Genomic DNA, 21,614 nt, shown 5'->3' with positions numbered 1-21,614 from the left:
GCAGCGTTCCCCGCTCAGACGGCCGGAGCGTCGACTTCGGAGAGCATGGACCCCTCAACCAACGAGATAAAACGACTCAACGTCGCCACACCCTCCGCGGTCTGCGGCAGCGAGTCGAGCAGCGCGGGCGAGTAGACGAGGTACGCCGCCCACTGGGCGCGCGAGATGGAGACGTTGAGGCGGTTGCGGGAGAGCAGGAAGTCGAGGCCGCGGGGCACATCGTCGGCGCTCGAGGCGGCGAGGCTCACGATTGAGATGACTGCTTCTCGGCCCTGGAACTTGTCGACCGTGCCGACGACGACGCGCGAATAGCCCGCAACATCGAGACGGCCACGGATGAGTTCGACCTGCGCGTTGTAGGGCGTCACCACGATGATGCCGTCCTCATCGAGCGGCTTCGGGGTGCCGCCGGCCTGCGATGTCCAGAGGGCTCCGAGGTGCTCGCGCACCAGCTCCACCACGCGGTCGGCTTCTTCGCTCGCGAACGTCGAGTTGTCGACATGCGCGGTCGGTACCGAGTGCAGGCCAGGGACGACGCCGGCGAGCATCCGCCCCTCTGTTGACGCGTGCGAACGCAGTAGGCCGTCATACGAAAGTTGCGAGACGGGGCGCGTGACGGCCTCATCCATGCGGCGGCTCTCCTCCAGGAAGTAACCGAAGTCATCCGGAAGCACCGCCAGCTCGCCGATCACATGACCCAGCGCCGAACCATCGACCGGGGCCGGATGGATGCCCTGGCTCACCTGCGGAAGCTGCTGCGGATCGCCGAGCAGCAAGATTCGTTTCGCGCTCGCCGCCACCCCGATCGTGTTCGCCAGCGAAAACTGTCCCGCCTCATCGATCACGAGAAGGTCGAGCTGGTCGGCCTGCACGCGCTTGCGGTTCGTCAGATCCCACGCCGTGCCGCCGATGACATAGCCCGAATTCTCGTGCTCAAGGGCGAAACCCGCGTGACCGTTGTAGGGCAGTTCGCTGAACGGACCGTCGGCGTAATAGCCCGGCCCGAACTCGCCCGGCACCGCCTTCGCCACCAGCTCCGGGTTGAGGCTCGCGTCGAGCACCACCGCATCGAGAACGTTCTCGACCACCTTGTGCGACTGCGCAGTGATGCCCACCTTCCAGTGATGTCTCTCGACAAGTTCGTGGATGACATGGGCGGCGAGATACGTCTTGCCCGTGCCGGGAGGGCCCTGCACGGCGAGATAGCCGCTCGGCCGCGAGACCAGCGAGGCGATGACGGCGCGCACACCGTCATCCGCACTTTTCATCGGTTCGAGGGCGCTCACCGTGGCGGGCGCTTTGTGCAGCAGAAGATCAGACATCGCGTCGTCGGGCCACTCGGGAGCAGCCGCAACGACCGTCTCACCCCAGGCCTCGATCGCTGCGACGATGCTGTCGGCGCGCGGGGGCGGGCCGGGCGTGATGTGAGTGGGCATTTCGTCCCAGGCCGGAATCTCGTCGGGGCGGGTCTCGATCACGAAGATGCCGTCGGCATCCTCGGCGGGGTCAGAGAAACGCACGGCGCGGGCAATACGTTGCCCGGCCCGATGGCCCGGCGGAACGTACGGAAGCGGGTTGCCGTAGACGAGAAACACGTCGCCGCCCGGCCGCGGCGCACTACTGCCCGGCGCCCACTGGCCGCGCAAATACAGGTGCCGACGCTCGGTGCGTTGGCGTCCTTCCTTATGCCAATCCTGAGTGAGCATCGCGCTGTCGACCACGAAGATTCCGCGAGTGTCTTCCCACAGTTCGGAGGGCTGCTCGAGGCGGTCGTAGTGCTCCCACCAAAAACTCTTGACCTCGCGCCGGTGATAATCGATGGCGGCAGCGGCCATTCGATAGGCGCTCGCGGCAGTGTCATCGCCACGTTCCTCGGCGTCGTCGCCGAGGGCCTGCAGCTGCAGGTCGAGCGCGCTGGGCTCAAAAGCCTTCACGTCGAGCTCGGTCTCATCGACGTCGACGGTCACGCCCTGCACCTCGGGCAGCGCCCGCAGCCAATCGCGCAGCTTGAGCGTCGACACGCAGTCGTACTCGTTGTAGCGGGCGATCGCATCCCGAATTTCGGTCGCTCGTTCCATGTTGCCGTTGGCTGCCGCCACGCTCGACTCGACGTACTCGCCAATCGAATCGGCCGCGTTCGTCACCCCGGCGCGCTCCTCGTCGCCCATATAGAGCGGCTCGAGTTTCTTGATCGAATACGACGGCGTTCCGATGCGCAGCGCGCCCCGCACGATCGGATACAGGTCAACGAGCACACCCTCGCGCAGCAGCTGGTCGACAACATCCTCACCCTCCCCATGCCGCGCGGCAATGCTCAGCAGATGCGTCTTCTCATAGGCGGCGTAGTGATAAATGTGGAGGCCCGGATGCTGCTGCCGCCGCTCCGTCACGAACTTCAGGAATGACCGCAGCGCGGTTCGTTCCTCATCAAGGGAGTGCGCCCAGAGGCAGTCGAAGTCGCCCGCGGCATCCACCCAGCCGAAGAGGTAGTCGAGGCCCCAGCGCGGCGTTCCGCCGATACCGGGCTCCGAATACATCGGGTCGCCCTCGAAGTCGAAGAAGAGGTCGCCGGGGTTGGGCGCGGGCAGGCTCGCAATCGGCAGGGGATCGACAACCACGACGGGCGGTTTCGCGTGGTTGTCAGCCGGGTCGACCGTGTGCTGCAGCTTGGCCTGAAGATGAAGCTTCGCGAAGCTCGCCTTCGGGATCGCGAGGTCGTCGGGACGTTCCGCGGTTTCCGCTAAGTCAGTGAGGGTGTGGATGCCCGCCGCCAAGAACTTCGTGCGCTGCCCGGCCCGCAATCCCGCGACGGTAAACAGGTCATCGGCAGCCTGCGATGGTTCCTTGCAGAACTTGCAGCGGCCATCCCGCGCATAGCGTTCGTCATGCCAGTCGACGGGCGTACCTTCGGCGCGATGTTCGGCAATGATCGCGTGCATACGGGCGCGACGGCGCCGGAACACGGGGGCGATGTCGGCCACGGCGGCGAGCTCGGAGGTGTCGTTGCCGAGAATCAACTCGACGGTGCCGTCGGCGGGAACACCAAGCTTCAGAAGTTGCTCGTGATACGCCGCCAGTTGAAGCAGCGCGGTGACGCGCACGTGGCGCGAGAGCTTCGAGTCGACTACCCGATAGCTCCCGTCGGGCTGCTTGACGAGAAAGTCGGCGTACCCAATGAACGGCGACTCCGGGTCGGATTCGTCAAAGAAGACGCCTTGGAAAATGACGGGGGCACCGGCCACAAGCGCGTCGCGCGTACGTGCGGCGTAGTCGCGCAGCACTGCGGCATCCCGCCCCGGAGGCTTATCGAACTCGACCATCGCATCACCGAACTCGTCGCGATAGCGATCCCGCAGGCGGGCCTCGTGAGCGTTGCCGAGCTCGGCCGCCCGCATGAGCATCGCATCGTCGTCGGGCAGCGGATCAGTCGAGAACCCCAACCGCTTGTCGAGCACGCGCAGAAAGCCGAACTCGCAGTTCGAGGCTTGGGTCAGATCGCTGGCGCTCGTGACGAGAGCGGTATCGGTGAGAAGGTACATGTCTCAATCAGAATATGGTCGGGGAGCGACATCGTCGTTGGCCCGTGCCGCAACCGCGCAGATCGACAAGTCGTTGCGGCGAGGCATTTCACGCGCCCGACCCCACCGAAACACCACACCACGCCTTAGGCTGGAACTATGACGGGAATCACCACCCCACGGTCGAAGCACTTTTCTGCGCTCGCCCCGGAGCGTGAGCCCCAATTGGCGTTCCCGCCCCGCGGTAGCTCGATGATTGGCCCCGTCGACGCCCCCGGTTTGCATGTGATGACCTACAACATCCGTCGTCGCGGCCCAGAACTTTTGCCACGCAGCCCTGACCTGTGGAGACGCCGCAAGCCGTTGATGGCACGTCTCCTCGCTGCCGAACAACCAGCGCTGGTCGGCGTGCAAGAGGCACTATTCACTCAGGCGCGGTTTGTTGGCCAATCGTTGGGGGAGCACTATCGTTCGCTCGGCCACGGTCGCGAAAGGAACACGGGTGGCGAAGGCTGCCCCATCTTTTACGATTCCACTCGTCTGCAGGTGGTCGAGTGGCGGCAGTCCGCGCTCTCCGATACTCCGAATGTTCCGGGATCGGTCTCGTGGGGCAATCGCACCCCGCGCGTCGTGGTGGAAGCGATCTTCCGTGACCTCGCCACCGGCATCCACTTTCAGGCCGTGAATACGCATCTCGATCACCGTTCCCGCACGTCGCGCCTTCACTCTGCTGACGCGTTGAGAAACATCGTGCAGGCGACTCCGTATCCGACCATCATGACCGGCGATTTCAATACGGATGCTGACACTCACCCTTATGACCAGCTGACCGGTAACGGGCTGCTGGTCGACACGTGGAACACCGCCGAGGAGCGTCTCACCCAGGTGTGGGGAACGTTCCCCAATTACGGCCCGCCGAAGCACAATCGCAAACGAATTGACTGGGTGCTTGCAACGCCCGACGTGACCGTCCTGCAGACAGGCATCAACGTCACGCGGTATTCGGGCGGCTGGCCGTCGGATCATGCGCCAGTGCAGGCCGTTGTGCGTTTTGTTGGGGCGAAATAGCTCCACGCGCTAGAGCATCCCCACAAACGATTTACGGACTCGATCACGATTCACCTAATCTGGGCGAGTGAACCTGATCTTCCGCACCATCCTTCATCGCTTCCTCAGCACACGTCGTTCGCCGCTCGGCATCACTGATGTCGGCAGCATGACGATGCGGGTGCTGCCCACGGATGTCGACTTGCTGCGCCACATGAACAATGGCCGCTACTTCTCGATCATGGACATCGGCCGCATGGATCTCCTTATCCGCGCCGGCGGCTGGCAGAAGCTGCGGGCTAAAGGCTTTTACCCCGTCATGGCCAACGAGACCATCAGCTTTCGCAAGTCGCTCGATCTGTGGAAAGAATTTCAGCTTGAGAGCCGCGTCGTGGGCTACGACGAGAAAGCCGTCTTCGTGGAACAACGCTTCGTTGTCGATGGTCAGATTTATGCCCAGGCCATGACCCGCGCGCGTTTTCTCAAGAGCTCCGGCGGCACCGTACCCGTAGCCGAACTGCTCGAAACCATCGGATGGGATGCCCCTGCCCCGGCCATGCCTGAGTGGGTTCAAGAGTGGGCTGATCACGTCGCGCTACCCGTCAGTCGCGTCGAAGCCCCCAGCGTCTGGGAGTAAGCGCCTCCAGTTTTCTTCGCCAACCCCTGCACCTCGCCGCATAACGGGCCGGGGCGCGGGGGTTGTGCTGGTTTCCGGGCCGTCCCGCACCGCAAGCGTTTGCAGTCATTTGTGTGACTTTCGCGGATGTGAGAGCGCTCTCTTGACATTCGAGAGAGCGCTCTCATAAGATCAGTCTGCAATCGTGAGAGCGCTCTCATTCCTGATGGGGGTCTCTTTCGGACACCAATAACCCTCATTCACAAGGAAGTGACCGTGAAATCTCAACGACGCACCAAGATGGTTGCAGCCGTCGCCGGCGCAGCATCTCTCGCTCTTCTCGCCACCGGTTGTTCAGCAACTGACGGTGGAGACAGCGATGGCCCCATCACCCTCACCGTGACCACCTTCGGCACGATGGGACTCGACGGATTGTACGCAGCGTACGAAGCCGAGAACCCCAACATCACCATCAAGGCAACCAACATCGACACCGGTGGAAACGCGTTGACCGACTGGAAGACCAAGCAGGCAGCAGGCGCCGGTCTCGCCGACGTTCAGGCCGTTGAAGAAGGATGGCTCGGCCAGGTCATGCAGGTCTCCGACACGTTCGTTGACCTCAGCGAATATGGCGCAGACGACATCAAGGACCGCTGGGTCGACTGGAAGCTCGCTCAGGGCACCGACGCCGACGGCCGCATCATCGGTTACGGAACCGACATCGGCCCTGAGGGCCTCTGCTACAACGGAGACCTCCTCGAAGCCGCCGGAATGCCCGGCGACCGCGACGCCGTAGCCGAACTCTTCGGTGGCGACAGCGCGACGTGGGAAGACTTCTTCCAGGTTGGCAAGGACTACAACGCAGCAACCGGCGCAGCCTTCTACGACCACTCCGGCTTCGTCTGGAACGCCATGGTCAACCAGCTTGACGAGGGCTACTACACCGCAGACGGTGAGATCGACATCGAAGGCAACGCCGACCTCAAGTCGCAGTGGGACCTCCTCGCCGACGGTGCAGCATCCGGTCTCTCGGCTGAGCAGAGCGCGTGGGACTGGGGCGGGGGAAAGGCCTTCGTTGATGGCTCATTCGCCACGTTCATGTGCCCCGGCTGGATGCTCGGTGTCGTCAAGGGACAGGTCGAAGCAGCAGGCGGAGACGCCACAAGCGGCTGGGACTTCGCAGACGTCTTCCCCGGTGGAGCAGCAAACTGGGGCGGCGCCTTCCTGACCGTTCCGACCCAGTCGGAGCACCCTGCTGAGGCAGCAAAGCTCGCCGCTTACCTGACCTCGGCTGAGTCCGAAGTTGCCGCCTTCCAAGCTGCAGGAACCTTCCCCAGCGTGATCGAAGCTCAGACGGATGACGGAGTAACCGGCACCAGCGAGCTCAGCACCTTCTTCAACGATGCTCCCATCGGCACGATCCTCGGATCGCGTGCAGAAGGCGTGACCTCGCAGTACAAGGGCCCGAACGATTCAGTTATTCAGGAGCAGGTCTTTGGCCCCGCTACCAAGGAACTCGACTCGGGTGTTGACGGTGACACCGCGTGGAACAACGCGCTTGAGGTTCTAAAGAACCTCGACCTCAACTAGTCCACAGCAGCAATTGAGGCCCCCGGTCATCCCCTGGCCGGGGGCCTCACTTCTTGAAAGCGATATCTCATGACGACGATGACGAGCCCGCCGCGACCTGATTCAGGTGAGGCGAAGAAGCGCTCCGAGCGCAATGCGACACGGCTCACCCGGCGGCAGCGTCTGAGTCGCCTCGACGTGAAAGCGTCCCCCTACCTCTATATCGCCCCCTTCTTTGTGCTCTTCGCACTCATCGGGCTCTTCCCCCTCGTCTACACGTTTGTTGTCTCGCTCAACGACTGGGACATCCTGAGCGGTGCCGGTGAATGGATCGGCTTCGACAACTATGTCGCCGAGCTCAACGACCCCTACTTCTGGAACTCGCTCTTCAACACGATGAGCATCTTCCTGCTCAGCGCGATTCCGCAGCTGGTCGCCGCCGTCTTTATCGCAGCCCTGCTCGACCAAAACCTTCGCGCCAAAACCTTCTGGCGCATGAGCATTCTGATCCCGTACATCGTGACCCCGGTCGCGGTCGCCATCATCTTCTCGAGTGCGTTCGGCGAAAAGTACGGGCTCATCAACAACATCCTGACCTCCTTCAACATTGACCCTGTGTTGTGGAAGAGCGAAGTCTTCCCCAGCCACTTCGCCATCGCCACGATGGTCAACTGGCGCTGGACCGGCTACAACGCGCTCATTCTTCTCGCCGCGATGCAGGCTGTTCCCCGCGACATTTACGAATCGGCAGCCCTGGATGGAGCGGGAGCCGTGCGTCGGTTCTTCTCGATGACGCTGCCGAGCATCCGCCCGACCATGATCTTCGTCATCATCACCGCCACGATCGGTGGCCTGCAGATCTTCACCGAACCGAAGCTCTTTAACCCCACCAGCGCGAACCTCGGCGGTGCTCATCGCGAGTACCAAACCACCGTGCTGTACCTGTGGGACATGGCGTTCAACCGCGGTGACTTCGGCAAGGCCTCCGCCATCGCGTGGCTGCTGTTCATCATCATCGTCGGCATCGGAATGCTGAATTTCTGGATTTCGCGCAAGATCGCCTCGACCGAAGTGAAGGTCATTTCGAAGCGCCGAGCCAAGAAACTTGCGCGCTACCGCGCCACCACCGCGGCCAACCCCACCGGCGTGCCAGCGGCATCCGTCGTAGACGAGGAGAAGAGCTCATGAGCACCACGAGCCCCACACGAACCCCCGATCGCGCCGCCGACAAGCAGGCCCTAGCCGACGAGAAGCGCCGTGGTCGCGGCCGCGCCCGTGGACTCGCCGAACGCCCCGGCTTCTTGATCTACGGTCTGCTGATGGCCCTGTTCCTCGGCGGTTCGTACCCGCTGTGGTGGTCGTACGTTGTTGGCTCGAGCGACAACACGGCCATCACCGCCACCTGGCCACCGTTGCTGCCCGGCGGTCGCTTCTGGATCAACGTTGGCGAAGTGCTCTCCACCGTTCCGTTCTGGCAGTCGCTGCTGAACAGCATCATCGTCTCGACGATCATCACGACCTCGGTGATCTTCTTCTCGACTCTGGCCGGCTATGCGTTCGCGAAGCTGCGCTTCAAAGGCCGCGAAGGACTCATGATCTTCGTGATCGCCACGCTTGCGGTGCCAACCCAACTCGGCATCATCCCGCAGTTCATGCTCATGAAAGAGCTCGGCTGGACGGGCACCCTCGGCGCTGTTGTCGTGCCAACGCTCGTGACAGCATTCGGGGTGTTCTTCATGCGCCAATATTTGGTGGATGTCATTCCCGACGAACTCATCGAAGCGGCCCGTGTCGACGGGGCCAATATGTTCCGCACCTTCTGGAACGTCGGAATCCCCGCGGCCCGCCCCGCGATGGCGATTCTCGGACTCTTCACCTTCATGACCGCGTGGACCGATTACTTGTGGCCGCTGTTGGTTGCACCACAAAATCCGACCCTGCAGGTTGCGCTGAGCCAGCTGCAGAGCGCAAAATACGTGGACTACTCGGTCGTGCTTTCGGGAGCGGTGCTCGCCACCTTGCCGCTGCTCATCATCTTCATTCTCGCCGGACGGCAACTCGTCTCGGGCATCATGGCAGGAGCAGTAAAAGGCTAATGAACACTCTCACCACCACCTGGCCGAAAGGCTTCCTCTGGGGATCCGCCACCGCCGCTGCCCAGATCGAGGGAGCAGCTCACGAAGGCGGCAAAGAGGATTCCATTTGGGATCACTATGCCCGCCAGCCGCTCGCCGTCGCTAACGGAGACACCCCCGAAATTGCGGTCGACCACTACTACCGCATGAACGATGACGTGCAGTTGATGAAGAAGCTGGGGCTCGATTCCTACCGCTTCTCCACCAGCTGGGCCCGTGTTGTTCCCGGCGACCGCGAGCCCAACGCCGAGGGCCTCGACTTCTACAGTCGACTTGTTGACTCGCTGCTGGAGGCCGGCATCCTGCCGTGGCTCACTCTCTATCACTGGGACCTGCCGCAGGCGCTTCAGGAGAAGGGCGGATGGGCGAACCGCGAAACCGCGTACCGGTTCGCCGATTATGCCGAGGCTGTGTACAACGCTCTCGGCGATCGCGTCAGCCACTGGACTACCTTCAACGAGCCGCTCTGCTCGTCGCTGATTGGCTACATTGCCGGCGAGCACGCTCCCGGTCTCACCGACCCGAACCAGGGTCTGGCTGCGCTGCATCACCAGCACCTCGCGCACGGTCTCGCCGCCGAACGACTGCGCAAGCTCGCTGCAGCCCAGGGCCGCGAGATTGAGCTCGGCATCACGCTCAACCTCACCAACGCCGTGCCGAACGACCCGAACGATCCCGTCGACCTCGACGCCGCACGCCGCATCGACGGCATTTGGAACCGCATGTTTCTCGAGCCCCTCGTGCTGGGCGCCTACCCGGCCGACGTCATTGAAGACATGCGCGAGTACGACTTCGAGCAGTATGTGCAGGAGGGCGACCTTGCGATCATCTCCGCCCCCATCGACTTCTTGGGAGTGAACCACTACCACGACGACAACGTGAGTGGGCATCCCGCTCCCGCCGATGCAGCACCCGGACTTCGCCCCACCACTAAGCCCGGTCGCTCCATGTTTGTTGGCAGCGAGTTTGTGACGATGCCCCCTCGCGATCTTCCGCGCACGGCCATGGACTGGGAGGTCAACCCGAGCGGGCTGCGCACTCTTCTCGTGCGGCTCGGCAAGGAATATCCCACTCTGCCGCCGCTGTATGTCACCGAAAATGGCGCATCGTACGACGACACCCGCGTCGGCGACACCATCGATGACCCGAAGCGTGCCAGCTACATCGCCCAGCACATTCAGGCGGTCGCGGATGCCATTGCCGACGGCGCTGACGTGCGCGGCTACTTCGTGTGGTCGCTCCTCGACAACTTCGAATGGGCGTGGGGCTATAACAAGCGTTTCGGGATTGTTTACGTCGATTACGACACCCAGGAGCGCATCCCGAAGCGCAGCGCCACGGAATATGCAGCCCACATCGCTGCCACGAAGAAGGCCTCCTGATCGTTAGGGTTAGGCAGGACCTTCTAGGAGAGAGCGAGCTCGTGGCGGAGAAACTGCGCAGCGGGGCCATGCCAACACTCGAAATGGTGGCGGCACAGGCAGGCGTTTCGCGCGCCACCGTGTCTCGCGTTGTGAACGGTTCTCCTAAGGTGAGCGCGGATGTTGCCACTGTCGTTCAGGCCGCCATCGACGAGCTCAATTACGTGCCCAATCGCGCTGCCCGTTCGCTCGTGAGCCGCAAGACGCAAGCCATCGCGATGGTGGTTCCGGAATCGGCAGCCAAGGTCTTCGATGACCCCTTCTTCGCAGCGGTCGTGCAGGGCGTTGCGCTTTACCTCGAAGACACCGATTACACGCTCAACATGATCATCGAGTCAGGGGCCGCATCACACAAGACGCGGCGCTATCTCCTCGGCGGCAACGTCGATGGCGCTCTCGTGGTCTCGCACCACACGGGCGACCACTCCTACTCTGAGCTCAGCCGCACCCTGCCTGTCGTGTTCGGTGGGCGCCCGCTCAGCGACGTGGGCGGCGATAACTACTACGTGGATGTCGACAACTTTGCTGGTGCCTGCACTGCCGTTGAGCATTTGATCGCTTCCGGTCGCACCAAGCTGGCCACGATCGCTGGCCCGCAAGATATGCCCCCGGGCGTAGACCGCCTTTCTGCCTTTCACGCCACTCTTGAAAAGCACGGCCTCACGAGCGACCTCGTGGAAGTCGGCGACTTCTCCCCACCCTCGGGCGCAGACGCAATGCGTCGGCTGCTGGCCCGCGGTGAGCCCATCGACGGCATCTTCGCCGCCAACGACCAGATGGCTATCGGCGCCTATTCGGCCATCCGCGAAGCCGGGCTCTCCGTGCCCGACGATATCGCCGTGGTCGGTTTCGACGACGACAACTACGGGAGCACCGCGACTCCACCACTGACGACAGTGCGCCAACCCTCCGTCGAGATGGGCCGCCGCATGGCCGAAATGATTGTCGGCCTGATTGAAAACCGACCAGTCGACACCGTGACGACCCTCGATACTGAGCTCGTCATCCGCGATTCTGCGTAGTCAGGTTTCGCCACTGAAGCCGTCGCGGCTACTCCGGCGCGAGCGCGAGCACGACCCGCTCAAGCACTTCTCGGCACGCCACAATCGATGGCCGGCTGACGCTCGAGTCGCGCACTGAGGTGAAGACGGTGCGGCGGGGGAGGCCCGGCATGGGCCTCAGGGCGACGGTCGGCGTGCGGCTGCCCCAGACGAGCCCCGGCAAGATTGCGGTTGCGTGGCCTGATTCAACGAGACGGATGTGGGCCTGAAGGTCGGCGGTTTCGTAGCGAACGTCGGGCTCTATCCCTGCGCGGCGGCACTGCTGTTCTGCCCAGTGGCGGGATGCGGTGCCTCGGGGTTCCATCACCCAGGCACTCTGGGTGGTGTCGGCGAGACTCATGATTCCACTCTCGTGAGGAACAGCGAGCGAGAGCTCGTCGGCATAGAGGGGGAGCATGTCGAGATCGGGATGCCGGGGTGCGGCATGGCCGGGATACTGTTCGGCGATCACGAGGTCGAATTCGCGCGTCCAGGTTTCGAAGAGTGCACTTTCGGGTTCGCGCTGGGTCATCTCGATGCGCAGTTGGGGGTGTTCTTCGGCAATGATGCTGAGCGCTTGGGGGATGATGCCGAGCGCTGCCGATTGGAATACGGCGAGACGTACTTTTCCGCGCACTTCAGTGAGCGAGGAGTGGATCTCCGCTTCCATGAGTTCGAGGCGTTCGAGGAGGGCGACAGTGTGCTCGACGAGGAGCTCGGCTTCGGGGGTGAGCTGCACGCGGCGACCCGCTTTAACGAGCAGTGGAACCCGCGCTTCTTCTTCGAGAAGAGCGAGCTGTTGGGAGACTGCAGACGGCGTGTAACTGAGGGCGTTCGCCACCGCGGCAATGGTTCCGCGAAGCTTGAGTTCTCGCAAAAGTCGTAGCCGTCTAACATCGAGCATTTCTCCGCCAATCGTTAACTAATTCTAACTGAAACCATGCGATTTCCGTCGCTTTTGCTAAAGGCACTCCCGGGCGCACACTGAGAGTTCCAGCCACAATCCCGTTCGGAGGCCTATTCTCGTGAGCATGTCAACTTCTACCGACAACCTCGATGCTTCACACCAGCAGATTGCCGACCAAACGGTAGCCACCGTTCGCCGGTGGCTGGCCGAAAGTGAAGAGTTTCCCACCGACGCGAGTGCCACGCGCCTTGCCGGTGTGCTGAAAGACCCGAACGGACTCGAGTTCACTCTTGGCTTCATTGACACCGTTGTGCGTCCCGAAGATTTGCGTGTCGCCGGCCGCAACCTCGAGCGCCTCACGCACATCATCCCGGCCTTCCTGCCGTGGTACCTCCGCTTCGCGATCATGGTCGGTGGCGGCTTCGCACCTCTGCTCCCGTGGATCATCGTCCCGATCGCTCGTCGCGTTCTCCGCGGCATGGTCGGCCACCTCATCATCGATGCCACTCCCGCCAAGCTCGACAAGGCCCTCGTGCACTTGCGTCGTGAAGGCGTCAACCTCAACCTCAACCTGCTCGGCGAAGCCGTTCTTGGTGACGACGAGGCAGACAAGCGCCTCGCCGGAACGCGCGCGCTTCTGAACCGGGATGACGTTGACTACGTCTCCATCAAGGTGTCGTCGGTCGTGTCCCAACTTTCCATGTGGGCCTTCGACGAGACCGTCGACCGTGTTGTCGACCGCCTCACCCCGCTCTACCTGCTTGCGCTGCGCTCGCCGCAGAAGAAGTTCATCAACCTCGACATGGAAGAGTTCAAAGACCTCGACCTCACGATCGCGGTCTTCGAGAAGCTTCTCGACCAGCCAGAACTACTCGAACTTGAAGCGGGTATCGTGCTTCAGGCGTACCTGCCGGATGCCCTCACCGCGCTGCAGGAACTCACCCGCTGGTCGATGGAACGTCGCGCTCGCGGCGGTGCCGGCATCAAGGTGCGCGTTGTTAAGGGCGCCAACCTCGCGATGGAACACGTTGACGCGGTAACTCACCACTGGCCCATGGCTACCTGGGGCACCAAGCAAGACACCGACACTCACTACAAGCGCGTGCTCGACTGGGCATTCACCCCTGAGCACGTGGATGCCGTGCGCATCGGTGTTGCTGGCCACAACCTCTTCGACATTGCATTCGCCTGGCACCTCGCTCAAGAGCGAGGCGTAACGCACGGCATTGAGTTCGAAATGCTCCTCGGAATGGCTACTGGCCAGGCCGAAGCGGTCCGAAAGGATGTCGGCAGCCTGCTGCTGTACACGCCCGTTGTTCAGCCGACCGAGTTCGACTCGGCCATTAGCTACCTCGTGCGTCGCCTCGAAGAGAACGCCAGCACCGAGAACTTCATGTCGGGGTTGTTCGAACTCTCCAGCAACGAACACATCTTCGTGCGCGAGCAAGACCGTTTCTTGGCTTCGCTCGCGAACCTCGACGTGCCGGCTCAGACCACCAACCGCATTCAGGACCGCTCCACACCTGCTGCGATCATCGGCGACCGTCCCTTCGATAACGTTGCCGACACTGATCCCGCCATTGGCGATAACCGCACGTGGGGTCGCGCGATCTTGGCACGCAGTGGAGAGTCGCAGCTCGGTGTCGACACCGTCACGGCTGGGGCAGTCAGCACCGCCGAACAGATGAAGAGCATCCTCGAGTCGACAACGGCTGCAGGACGCCGCTGGGGTGCGATGCCCGCCGCTGAGCGCGCCGCAATCTTGCACCGTGCCGGTGACGCCATCGAGAACTCCCGTGCCCGCCTCATCGAGGTCATGGCCAACGAAGCAGGCAAGACCATTGCTGAAGGCGACGTTGAAGTAAGTGAAGCGATCGACTTCGCGCACTACTACGCAGAGCGCTCGCTCGACCTTGAAAAGATCGAAGACGCCACCTTTGTTCCGTCGGGGCTTATCGTCGTTACCCCGCCGTGGAACTTCCCGGTCGCCATTCCGGCAGGGAGCGTCCTTTCGGCTCTCGCCTCCGGCAGCGGCGTCATCATCAAGCCCGCGAAGCTCTCGCAGCGCAGCGCCGCAGTGATGGTCGAAGCTCTCTGGGAAGCCGGAGTGCCGCGCGACGTGCTCACGTTTGTTGATTTGAAGGATCGTGAACTCGGTCGCGTCATGATTGCCGACCCTGCCGTTGACCGCGTCATCCTGACCGGTGCGTGGGAGACCGCAGCAATGTTCCGTTCCTGGCGCAATGACCTGCCGATTCTCGCGGAGACCAGTGGAAAGAACGCGATCATCGTGACGCCGAGCGCAGATCTCGACCTCGCCGTCGCCGACGTCACCAAGAGCGCCTTCGGACACGCCGGGCAAAAGTGCTCAGCGGCCTCTCTCGTGATCTTGGTCGGTTCGGTCGGGAGGAGCGAACGGTTCGAGCGCCAGCTTGTTGACTCGGTACGCACCCTGCGCGTTGGCCTCCCTCAGGACCCTCTCACCATGATGGGCCCGATCGTTGAGCCTGCTCAGGGCAAGTTGCTCAACGCCCTCACCACCCTCGCTCCCGGCGAGAGCTGGCTCGTGAAGCCACGTCAGCTTGATGACGAAGGCAAGCAGTGGACTCCCGGAGTTCGCACCGGGGTCGCGTCGGGCAGCGAATTCCACATGACCGAATACTTCGGTCCCGTTCTCGGCGTGATGCGTGCCAAGAACCTCACCGAAGCGATCGAGATGCAGAACGCCGTGGACTACGGACTGACTGCGGGCATCCACTCGCTCGATCCCACCGAGGTTGCTCGCTGGCTCGATGAGGTTCAGGCCGGAAACGCCTACGTCAACCGTGGAATCACCGGCGCCATTGTTCGCCGCCAGCCCTTTGGCGGTTGGAAGCGTTCAGCCGTCGGCTGTCACGCCAAGGCTGGCGGACCCAACTACCTGATGACACTCGGGCAGTGGAAGGCTGTAGAGCAGCCCGCCGCTCGCGACATTCAGGTGCGCGGTCTCAGCGACCAGGTCTCTTCGGTTATCAAGAAGGCACAGTCGGGCATGGAGTTCGACGAGTTCGACCGTGTTCGTCGTGCCGCCGAAAGCGACCAGCGCGCGTGGGAGACAGAGTTCGGTGTTAGCCGCGACGTGTCAGGACTCGGCGTCGAACGCAACGTCTTCCGTTATCGCCCGGTGCCCGTCACCATTCGCCTGTCGGACGGTCAACCGCTTGGCAGCCTGGTGCGCATGATCGCCGGTGCTGCTCGTATTGGCGCGACCATTCACATCAGCTCGGCTATTCCATTGCCGTCGCTGCTCACCGAATCATTCGAGTCGGGAAATGCCGGAGTCTCGGTCGCTCAGGTTCGGGTCGAGTCGGATGCTCGCTGGAACGAGCGTGCGGCTAAGGGCGAGTTGAAGACGAGCCGGGTGCGCCTCATCGGTGGTTCCTCTGTCGATCTCGCAGAAGCCGTTGGCGGAAACCCTGACGTCGCTGTGTGGTCGGGAGAGGTCACGACATCCGGTCGCGTTGAACTGCTGATCTTCGTGCAAGAGCAGTCACTGTCGATTACAGCACACCGCTTCGGAAACCCTGATCTGGCCATGGCCGCACTCGAGGTCTAAAGAACTCACAGGGTGTGCGGGGATTCGCTACAGCGAGTCCTCGCACACTGTCCTGAGCGTCGTTTAGCCTAAGAGGATGATCCCCTCGATTCCTCTCAACGACGGCCACAGCATCCCCCAGCTTGGTCTTGGCACGTGGCCGCTCAGCGATGCCGAAGTCGCTGTTGTTGTTCCAACCGCCATCGAACTCGGGTATCGCCACATCGATACGGCGGTGCGCTACGGCAACGAAGCGGGCGTCGGCGAGGGCATCCGGCGCAGCGGCATTGATCGCGACGAACTCTTCGTCACGACCAAACTCGATGGTGACTTTCAAGGCGACGACCTCGCGATTGAGGGGCTGCGCGACAGCCTCGAACGCCTCGACCTCGAGTATGTTGACCTACTGCTGATCCACTGGCCTCGACCAGAACTCGACAAGTTCCTCTCCACGTGGCGTACCTTCGAGAAGCTCAAAGCAGATGGCTTTGTGCGCTCGATCGGGGTCTCAAATTTCAAGCCGGCCCACCTTGAAGTGCTGGCGGATGCGGGCGCTACCGTTCCGGCCGTGAACCAGGTTGACCTCTCGCCGACCAACGCTCGCCTCGCCGACCGGGCGTATCACGACTCCCGCGGAATCGTCACGGAATCGTGGAGCCCCATCAAGGGCGTGCTCGACCAGCCGGTGTTGCTCGAGATCGCGGCCAAGCACGAGCGCTCAGCGGCTCAGATCGCGCTGCGCTGGCACCTGCAGAATGGCCTCGTCGCAATCCCGAAGTCGGCCAACCCCGACAGGCTGGCCGACAACATTGCGGTCTTCGACTTCGAACTCGACTCGCGCGACCTCGATGCCATTGCGGCGATCGACGTGCCGGGGTCCGGTGCTGACTCCGACCAGATCGGTCACTAGGCGCCACGGCGCAACCGCGGGCGGTTCTCGCTAGCTCGCGAGGGGCTCGTTCGTTACGACGACCTTGCCGAGCGTGCGACCGGTCTCGACGCTGGCGTGCGCGAGGCGCAGCTGCTCGGCGTTCAGCGGGCTGAAGGCCGAGGTCATGGTGCTGCGGATGGTGCCGGCGTCGATCATTTCGCCGACCGTGGTGAGAAGCTCGTGCTGCACCACCATGTCGGCCGTGGTGAAGACCGACCGCGTGAACATGAGTTCGGAGTGCCACGAGAGGCTCTTGCCGCCGAACAGGCCGAGGTCGACCAGGCCGGGGTTGTCGGTGGCGACGATCTCACCGAAGGGGTTCAAGATCTCGACGAAGGCCTCGATCTGGCCCACGGTGTTGGTGCTGTAGATGTAGTCGATTCCCTCGGGGGCGACGCGCTTCACGTCTTCGGTGAGGTGTTCGCCGTGACGGACTACCTCATCCGCTCCGAGCGAGCGAACCCACTCTTGGCTGGCTTCGCGACCGGCGGAGGCGATGATGCGGATGCCGGGGGTGCGTGCCTTGAGAAGCTGGATGATCATCGAGCCCACGCCGCCAGCGCCGCCGACGACGAGCAGGGTTCCCGTGCTCTCGGCGGTGAGCTTGAGCTTGTCGAACAGGCCCTCCCACGCGGTGAGAGTGGTGAGGGGGAGTGCAGCGGCTTCGGCGAAGGTGGCCGACTTCGGCTTGGTGCCGACGATGCGCTCGTCAACGGCCTGAAGTTCAGCGTTGGAGCCGGAACGGCCCATCGCTCCCGCGTAGTACACCTCGTCGCCGACGGCATACAGGGTGACGTCGCTGCCCACGGCCGCGACGGTTCCAGCGGCGTCGAAACCGAGGACGGTCGGGACCCCACCCGGATCCATGTCGGAGCGAACCTTCACGTCGGCGGGGTTCACAGAAACGGCGACGACCTTCACGAGGAGGTCGTGCGGCCCCACGGCAGGAACCGGAAGAGTCACATCTTCCAGGCTCGTGGGGTCGTCGATGGGCAAAGCATGCGAGTACGCTACGGCGTTCATGGTGTCGGTCATGGCCATAATGCTCCTGCATGACCCCTAGTTACCCGCAAGGGAGTGAGGTTACCCGACGGTAACCGGCACCTCGCTGCGCACCGACTCGAGCGCGCCATCCACCATGTTCATGACCGCGTGCATACGGGGGAGATGAACAAGATCGTGGGTGACGAGCAGCGTTGAGGTGTTGCGTTCGTCGGTGAGACGCAGGATGAGTTCGATGATGCTCGCGCCGCGCTCCTGGTCGAGGGCACTGGTCGGTTCATCGACGAGGAGCACTTTCGGGTCGTTCATGAGCGCCCGCGCGATGTTGACGCGCTGACGCTGACCGCCCGAAAGCTGATGCGGACGCTTGTGAGCCTGATCGGCCAGGCCAACGGCATCCAGCAGCTCGCGAGCGTGGGCGGTAACCGCGGCACGCTTGCCACGGCTGTGCGGGGCTCCGAGCTCGTTCATGACGGCGAGTTGTTCCAGTGCCGTCAGCGAGGGCAGCAGGTTCGACTGCTGAAAGACGATACCGATGCTGTCGCGGCGCAGCACGGTGGCTTCGGCGGCCGACAGCTGGGCGGCATCCACGTCATCGATCATGACGCGACCGGAGTCGGGGCGGATGAGCGTGGCGGCGACAGCCAGCAGGCTCGACTTGCCCGAACCGCTCGGGCCGGTGATGCCCGTGACAGTGCCGGGGCGCGCACTGAGCGTGACATGGTCGACGGCCGTGACGCGGCCTTCGCCGTCGGGGAAGGTGAGAGTGACGTTATTGAGGTGGATCATCGGGTGCTCCCCAGGGCAGTGAGTGGATCGGCGGTAGTAACGGAACGCAGGGCGAAAGCAGCACCGGCAAGGCCGAGCACAATCATGATGACGCCCGGCAGCAGGGTGGTGAAGGGGCTCAGGATGAACGGCAGCGCGCTGCCCATCAGTACCCCAAGGAGAGCCGTGATGCCGATACCGATGCCGACACCGATCAGCAGCACGATGAGGGCCTGACCGAGGGCGTCGCGGATGAGTGACGAGGTGGATGCTCCGAGCGCTTTCAACATGGCGATGTCGGCCTTGCGCTGCATCGTCCACACCGTGAAGAACGCGCCGATCACGAGGGCGGAGATGCCGAACAGCATCGCGACCATCAGTAGCAGAGAACCGATCTCTGAGCGGAACGAACTCACGGCGGTCAGCGACAGGAGAACCGAGTTGCTGAGGGTGTCAGCGTCGGCATTGATGGCATCCCAGTCGGCGTCGCCGTTGACTGCAATGGCGGTGGCGTAGGCATCCGGGTTTCCGGTCGTGGCGGAGTAACCCTGCCAGTCTTCGAGCGTCATCTGAACGACGGGCGTGTGGTTGTACCACCAGTTGCCGCTGACCTTCTCGACCGTGTAGTCGGTGCCGGCAACCGTGATGGTGTCGCCGGTGGAGACGTCGAGGGCGGTGGCGGCATCCTCCGAGAGGCCGACCTTGCCGTCGCCGCTGGGGGCCGTCTCGTCGAAGCCGGCAACGACTCCGAAGATGGCGATGGAAGTGCTCGATTCGGGGGACTCAGCCTTGGTCTGTGAGACGCCGATGGGGTTGGCCGACTCGACACCGTCAGCGTCAGCCCAGATGTTTGCCTGCTTCTCAGTGACGTTCGAGTCGGAGAAGCTGGCTTCATCCGCTCCCTTGCTGCTCGGGGTGGCGAACACGAGCTGGTCAGCCGGCAACGACAGAACACCAGAAATGTTCTGGGCAGCGAGCCCACCGGTGAGGCCACTCAGAAAGCCGACGAGCAACGTGATGAGGGCGACGACGGTGCCAATGAGCACGAATCGTCCGCGGGCGAAGCGCAGATCGCGCCAGGCAACAAACATGGGGAGTCCTTTCGGCGTCGACGAATGGCGACAGTAACCAGCATCCTCGTGTGGGCGCGGTAGGGCATCGGCCGGGAGGGTACCTTTCGTGGCGCATAGTGCGGAGGGCACAATCATCCTTTCGATGGATAGAAGCACTCGTGCGCGGCAGTAGGGTCGAATTATGAGCCACACTGCGTTGACCCCCGTTTTTGTGGGGTTGCGCACCAGTTTGCACATCCTCTTTGTCGCTTTGACTGTGCTCGTGGTGGTGCGTGCGCTTGTCGATGGCAACCCGAACATGGTGGCGGTGATTGCGCTCGCCGCACTGTTGCTCATCACTTACGGTTTCGGCGGTTATTTGGCGAGACATGCGATGAGTTCGGGGGCGAGCGCGCAGTCGGTGACGGCCTACCTGTGGGCGCTGGTCTTGTCGGCAGAATGGCTCGTGCTGGTGTGGTTGAGCCCGGATGCCGCCTACCTGGTGTTCCCCCTGTTCTTTCTTTATCTGCACCTGTTGCCGCGCGGCTGGCGCACCCTCGCCGTGCTGGGATCGACGTTGCTCGCCATCGCCGCTCTCGGTCTTCACAGCGAATGGACTGTGGGTGGCGTGGTGGGGCCACTCGTCGGAGCGGGCGTTGCGATCGTGATTGGTCTTGGCTACAAATCACTCGCGGCTGAGGCTGCAGACCGCGAACTGTTGGTGAAGCAACTCCTCGAGACGCGGGATCAGCTGGCTCAGACCGAACGCGAATCCGGGGTGCTGGCAGAGCGAGCGAGACTCGCCCGCGAGATTCATGACACCGTCGCGCAGGGGTTGTCGAGCATCCAGATGCTGCTGCATGCTGCTGAACGTGCTGACCCGGATGCTGCGGGCCTCGAACACGTGCGCCTTGCCCGTGAGACAGCGGCCGCCAATCTCGCCGACACTCGTAACTTCATTCGCGAGCTTGCCCCGGCGGCACTCGTGGCGCAGGGGATGGGCGCGGCTTTGCGTCGTCTCGCTGAAACCCAGTGGCAGACCCCCGAGCGTGAGATCCGGGTGCGGGTGGCGGATGCTCTTGACCTGCCGATGCCCGTACAGACCGCGCTATTGCGCATCGCTCAGGGGGCGATGGCGAACGTCGTGCAGCACTCGGAGGCAACGCAGGCCACGATCTCCATCGAGCGCAATGATTCGGATGTGCGGCTCATGATTGCTGACAACGGTCGAGGGTTCGATCCCGAACGTGCGGAGGCAGCATCGGCTCGAGGGTTCACTGATTCCTTCGGACTAACGGCAACCCGCGAACGTGTCGAACAGCTGGGTGGAACGTTGACGGTGGAGTCGAGCCCCGGCGCTGGCACCACGGTGACGGTTGATCTGATGCTGAGCCCATCGGCGGGGGAGACGGCATGATCCGGGTGGCGATTGCCGACGATCATCCGGTCGTCCGCGCTGGTTTGCGTGCCTTGCTCGAACACGAAACTGACCTCACCGTCGTGGGGGAAGCGGCCACGCCGGATGAAGCTTTTGCGCTCGTGCAGTCGGCGAACCCGAGCGTGATTTTGATGGACCTGCAGTTCGGGGAGCTGGAGTCGGGGGCGGAGGTCACGCGCCGGATCCGCGCGCTCGATGCGGCCCCGTACGTGTTGGTTCTCACCAACTACGACACCGATGGCGACATCCTGGGTGCCGTAGAAGCCGGTGCCAGTGGCTATCTGTTGAAGGACGCCCCACCGCATGAGTTGATTGCGGCCGTTCGTGCTGCGGCTGCGGGCGAGAGCGCTTTGGCTCCCGTGATCGCTGGCCGGTTGCTGGACCGGATGCGGGCTCCGCAAGTGAGTCTGAGCAAGCGCGAAATCGAGGTGCTGGAGCGGGTCGCGGCCGGGATGTCGAACGCGGCGATCGCGGGAGAAATCTTTGTCTCGCAAACGACGGTGAAGTCTCACCTAGTGCACATTTTTTCGAAGCTGAATGTGTCGTCGCGTACCGCTGCAGTGTCGAAGGCGCGCGAACTGGGAGTGCTGCGGTAG

General features: G+C 63.0%; 16 protein-coding genes. 11 read left to right on the top strand and 5 right to left on the bottom strand.

Annotation, left to right across the window (positions count from 1 at the left end; translation table 11 throughout):
* Nucleotides 1-14: 14 nt before the first annotated feature.
* Nucleotides 15-3,539 (bottom strand): TM0106 family RecB-like putative nuclease, encoded by a 3,525-nt coding sequence (locus I6E74_RS00730; RefSeq protein WP_197122082.1) that lies wholly within the window; start codon nucleotides 3,537-3,539, stop codon nucleotides 15-17.
* A 138-nt stretch (nucleotides 3,540-3,677) separates the two neighbouring features.
* On the opposite strand from I6E74_RS00730, the gene I6E74_RS00725 reads away from it, so the two are divergent.
* The 7 genes from I6E74_RS00725 (at nucleotide 3,678) to I6E74_RS00695 (ending at nucleotide 11,328) form a co-directional block, all read left to right on the top strand.
* Nucleotides 3,678-4,586 carry an endonuclease/exonuclease/phosphatase family protein gene (locus I6E74_RS00725; RefSeq protein ID WP_197122079.1) on the top strand — a complete coding sequence of 303 codons (909 nt, stop codon included), beginning with the start codon at nucleotides 3,678-3,680 and terminating at the stop codon, nucleotides 4,584-4,586.
* A 67-nt stretch (nucleotides 4,587-4,653) separates the two neighbouring features.
* Nucleotides 4,654-5,202: a thioesterase family protein gene (locus I6E74_RS00720; protein WP_197122076.1), complete on the top strand. Its 549-nt coding sequence runs from the start codon at nucleotides 4,654-4,656 to the stop codon at nucleotides 5,200-5,202.
* A 255-nt stretch (nucleotides 5,203-5,457) separates the two neighbouring features.
* Nucleotides 5,458-6,771, top strand: a complete 1,314-nt coding sequence (locus I6E74_RS00715; RefSeq protein WP_197122073.1) for an extracellular solute-binding protein — start codon at nucleotides 5,458-5,460, stop codon at nucleotides 6,769-6,771.
* A 69-nt stretch (nucleotides 6,772-6,840) separates the two neighbouring features.
* The gene (locus I6E74_RS00710; RefSeq protein WP_197122070.1) at nucleotides 6,841-7,938 is read left to right on the top strand and encodes a carbohydrate ABC transporter permease; all 1,098 of its coding nucleotides are present in this window, start codon (nucleotides 6,841-6,843) and stop codon (nucleotides 7,936-7,938) included.
* Nucleotides 7,935-8,846, top strand: a complete 912-nt coding sequence (locus I6E74_RS00705) for a carbohydrate ABC transporter permease (RefSeq protein WP_197122067.1) — start codon at nucleotides 7,935-7,937, stop codon at nucleotides 8,844-8,846. The genes I6E74_RS00710 and I6E74_RS00705 overlap by 4 nt, the downstream gene beginning before the upstream one ends.
* A complete protein-coding gene (locus I6E74_RS00700) occupies nucleotides 8,846-10,267 on the top strand; it encodes a GH1 family beta-glucosidase (RefSeq protein ID WP_197122064.1) in 1,422 nt (473 codons plus the stop codon). Before I6E74_RS00705 ends, I6E74_RS00700 begins: the two co-directional genes overlap by 1 nt.
* Before the next feature lie 68 nt (nucleotides 10,268-10,335).
* The gene (locus tag I6E74_RS00695; RefSeq protein ID WP_197122061.1) at nucleotides 10,336-11,328 is read left to right on the top strand and encodes a LacI family DNA-binding transcriptional regulator; all 993 of its coding nucleotides are present in this window, start codon (nucleotides 10,336-10,338) and stop codon (nucleotides 11,326-11,328) included.
* A gap of 28 nt (nucleotides 11,329-11,356) precedes the next feature.
* Here I6E74_RS00695 and I6E74_RS00690 read toward each other — a convergent pair whose 3' ends face one another.
* A complete protein-coding gene (locus I6E74_RS00690) occupies nucleotides 11,357-12,250 on the bottom strand; it encodes a LysR family transcriptional regulator (protein WP_197122059.1) in 894 nt (297 codons plus the stop codon).
* 127 nt (nucleotides 12,251-12,377) lie between these two features.
* On the opposite strand from I6E74_RS00690, the gene I6E74_RS00685 reads away from it, so the two are divergent.
* Nucleotides 12,378-15,848 carry a bifunctional proline dehydrogenase/L-glutamate gamma-semialdehyde dehydrogenase gene (locus I6E74_RS00685; protein ID WP_197122056.1) on the top strand — a complete coding sequence of 1,157 codons (3,471 nt, stop codon included), beginning with the start codon at nucleotides 12,378-12,380 and terminating at the stop codon, nucleotides 15,846-15,848.
* Nucleotides 15,849-15,924: 76 nt separating this feature from the next.
* Nucleotides 15,925-16,737 (top strand): aldo/keto reductase, encoded by an 813-nt coding sequence (locus I6E74_RS00680; protein ID WP_197122053.1) that lies wholly within the window; start codon nucleotides 15,925-15,927, stop codon nucleotides 16,735-16,737.
* Between the two features lie 30 nt (nucleotides 16,738-16,767).
* Here the strand turns inward: I6E74_RS00680 and I6E74_RS00675 are convergent, their stop codons facing one another.
* From I6E74_RS00675 to I6E74_RS00665, 3 genes are read right to left on the bottom strand one after another with little or no spacing between them, the layout of a single operon-like run.
* A complete protein-coding gene (locus tag I6E74_RS00675) occupies nucleotides 16,768-17,793 on the bottom strand; it encodes a zinc-binding alcohol dehydrogenase family protein (RefSeq protein WP_231601082.1) in 1,026 nt (341 codons plus the stop codon).
* Nucleotides 17,794-17,841: 48 nt separating this feature from the next.
* Nucleotides 17,842-18,549, bottom strand: coding sequence for an ABC transporter ATP-binding protein (locus I6E74_RS00670; protein ID WP_197122047.1), 708 nt, complete (start codon nucleotides 18,547-18,549; stop codon nucleotides 17,842-17,844).
* Nucleotides 18,546-19,619 carry an ABC transporter permease gene (locus I6E74_RS00665; RefSeq protein ID WP_197122044.1) on the bottom strand — a complete coding sequence of 358 codons (1,074 nt, stop codon included), beginning with the start codon at nucleotides 19,617-19,619 and terminating at the stop codon, nucleotides 18,546-18,548. The genes I6E74_RS00670 and I6E74_RS00665 overlap by 4 nt, the downstream gene beginning before the upstream one ends.
* Before the next feature lie 163 nt (nucleotides 19,620-19,782).
* On the opposite strand from I6E74_RS00665, the gene I6E74_RS00660 reads away from it, so the two are divergent.
* Nucleotides 19,783-20,997 carry a sensor histidine kinase gene (locus tag I6E74_RS00660; RefSeq protein ID WP_197122041.1) on the top strand — a complete coding sequence of 405 codons (1,215 nt, stop codon included), beginning with the start codon at nucleotides 19,783-19,785 and terminating at the stop codon, nucleotides 20,995-20,997.
* Nucleotides 20,994-21,614 (top strand): response regulator transcription factor, encoded by a 621-nt coding sequence (locus tag I6E74_RS00655; RefSeq protein ID WP_197122038.1) that lies wholly within the window; start codon nucleotides 20,994-20,996, stop codon nucleotides 21,612-21,614. Before I6E74_RS00660 ends, I6E74_RS00655 begins: the two co-directional genes overlap by 4 nt.

Origin of the sequence: Salinibacterium sp. SWN139 (assembly GCF_015864625.1) — a bacterium.
Lineage (GTDB): Bacteria > Actinomycetota > Actinomycetes > Actinomycetales > Microbacteriaceae > Rhodoglobus.
This window is presented reverse-complemented; position numbering and strand designations above follow the sequence as displayed.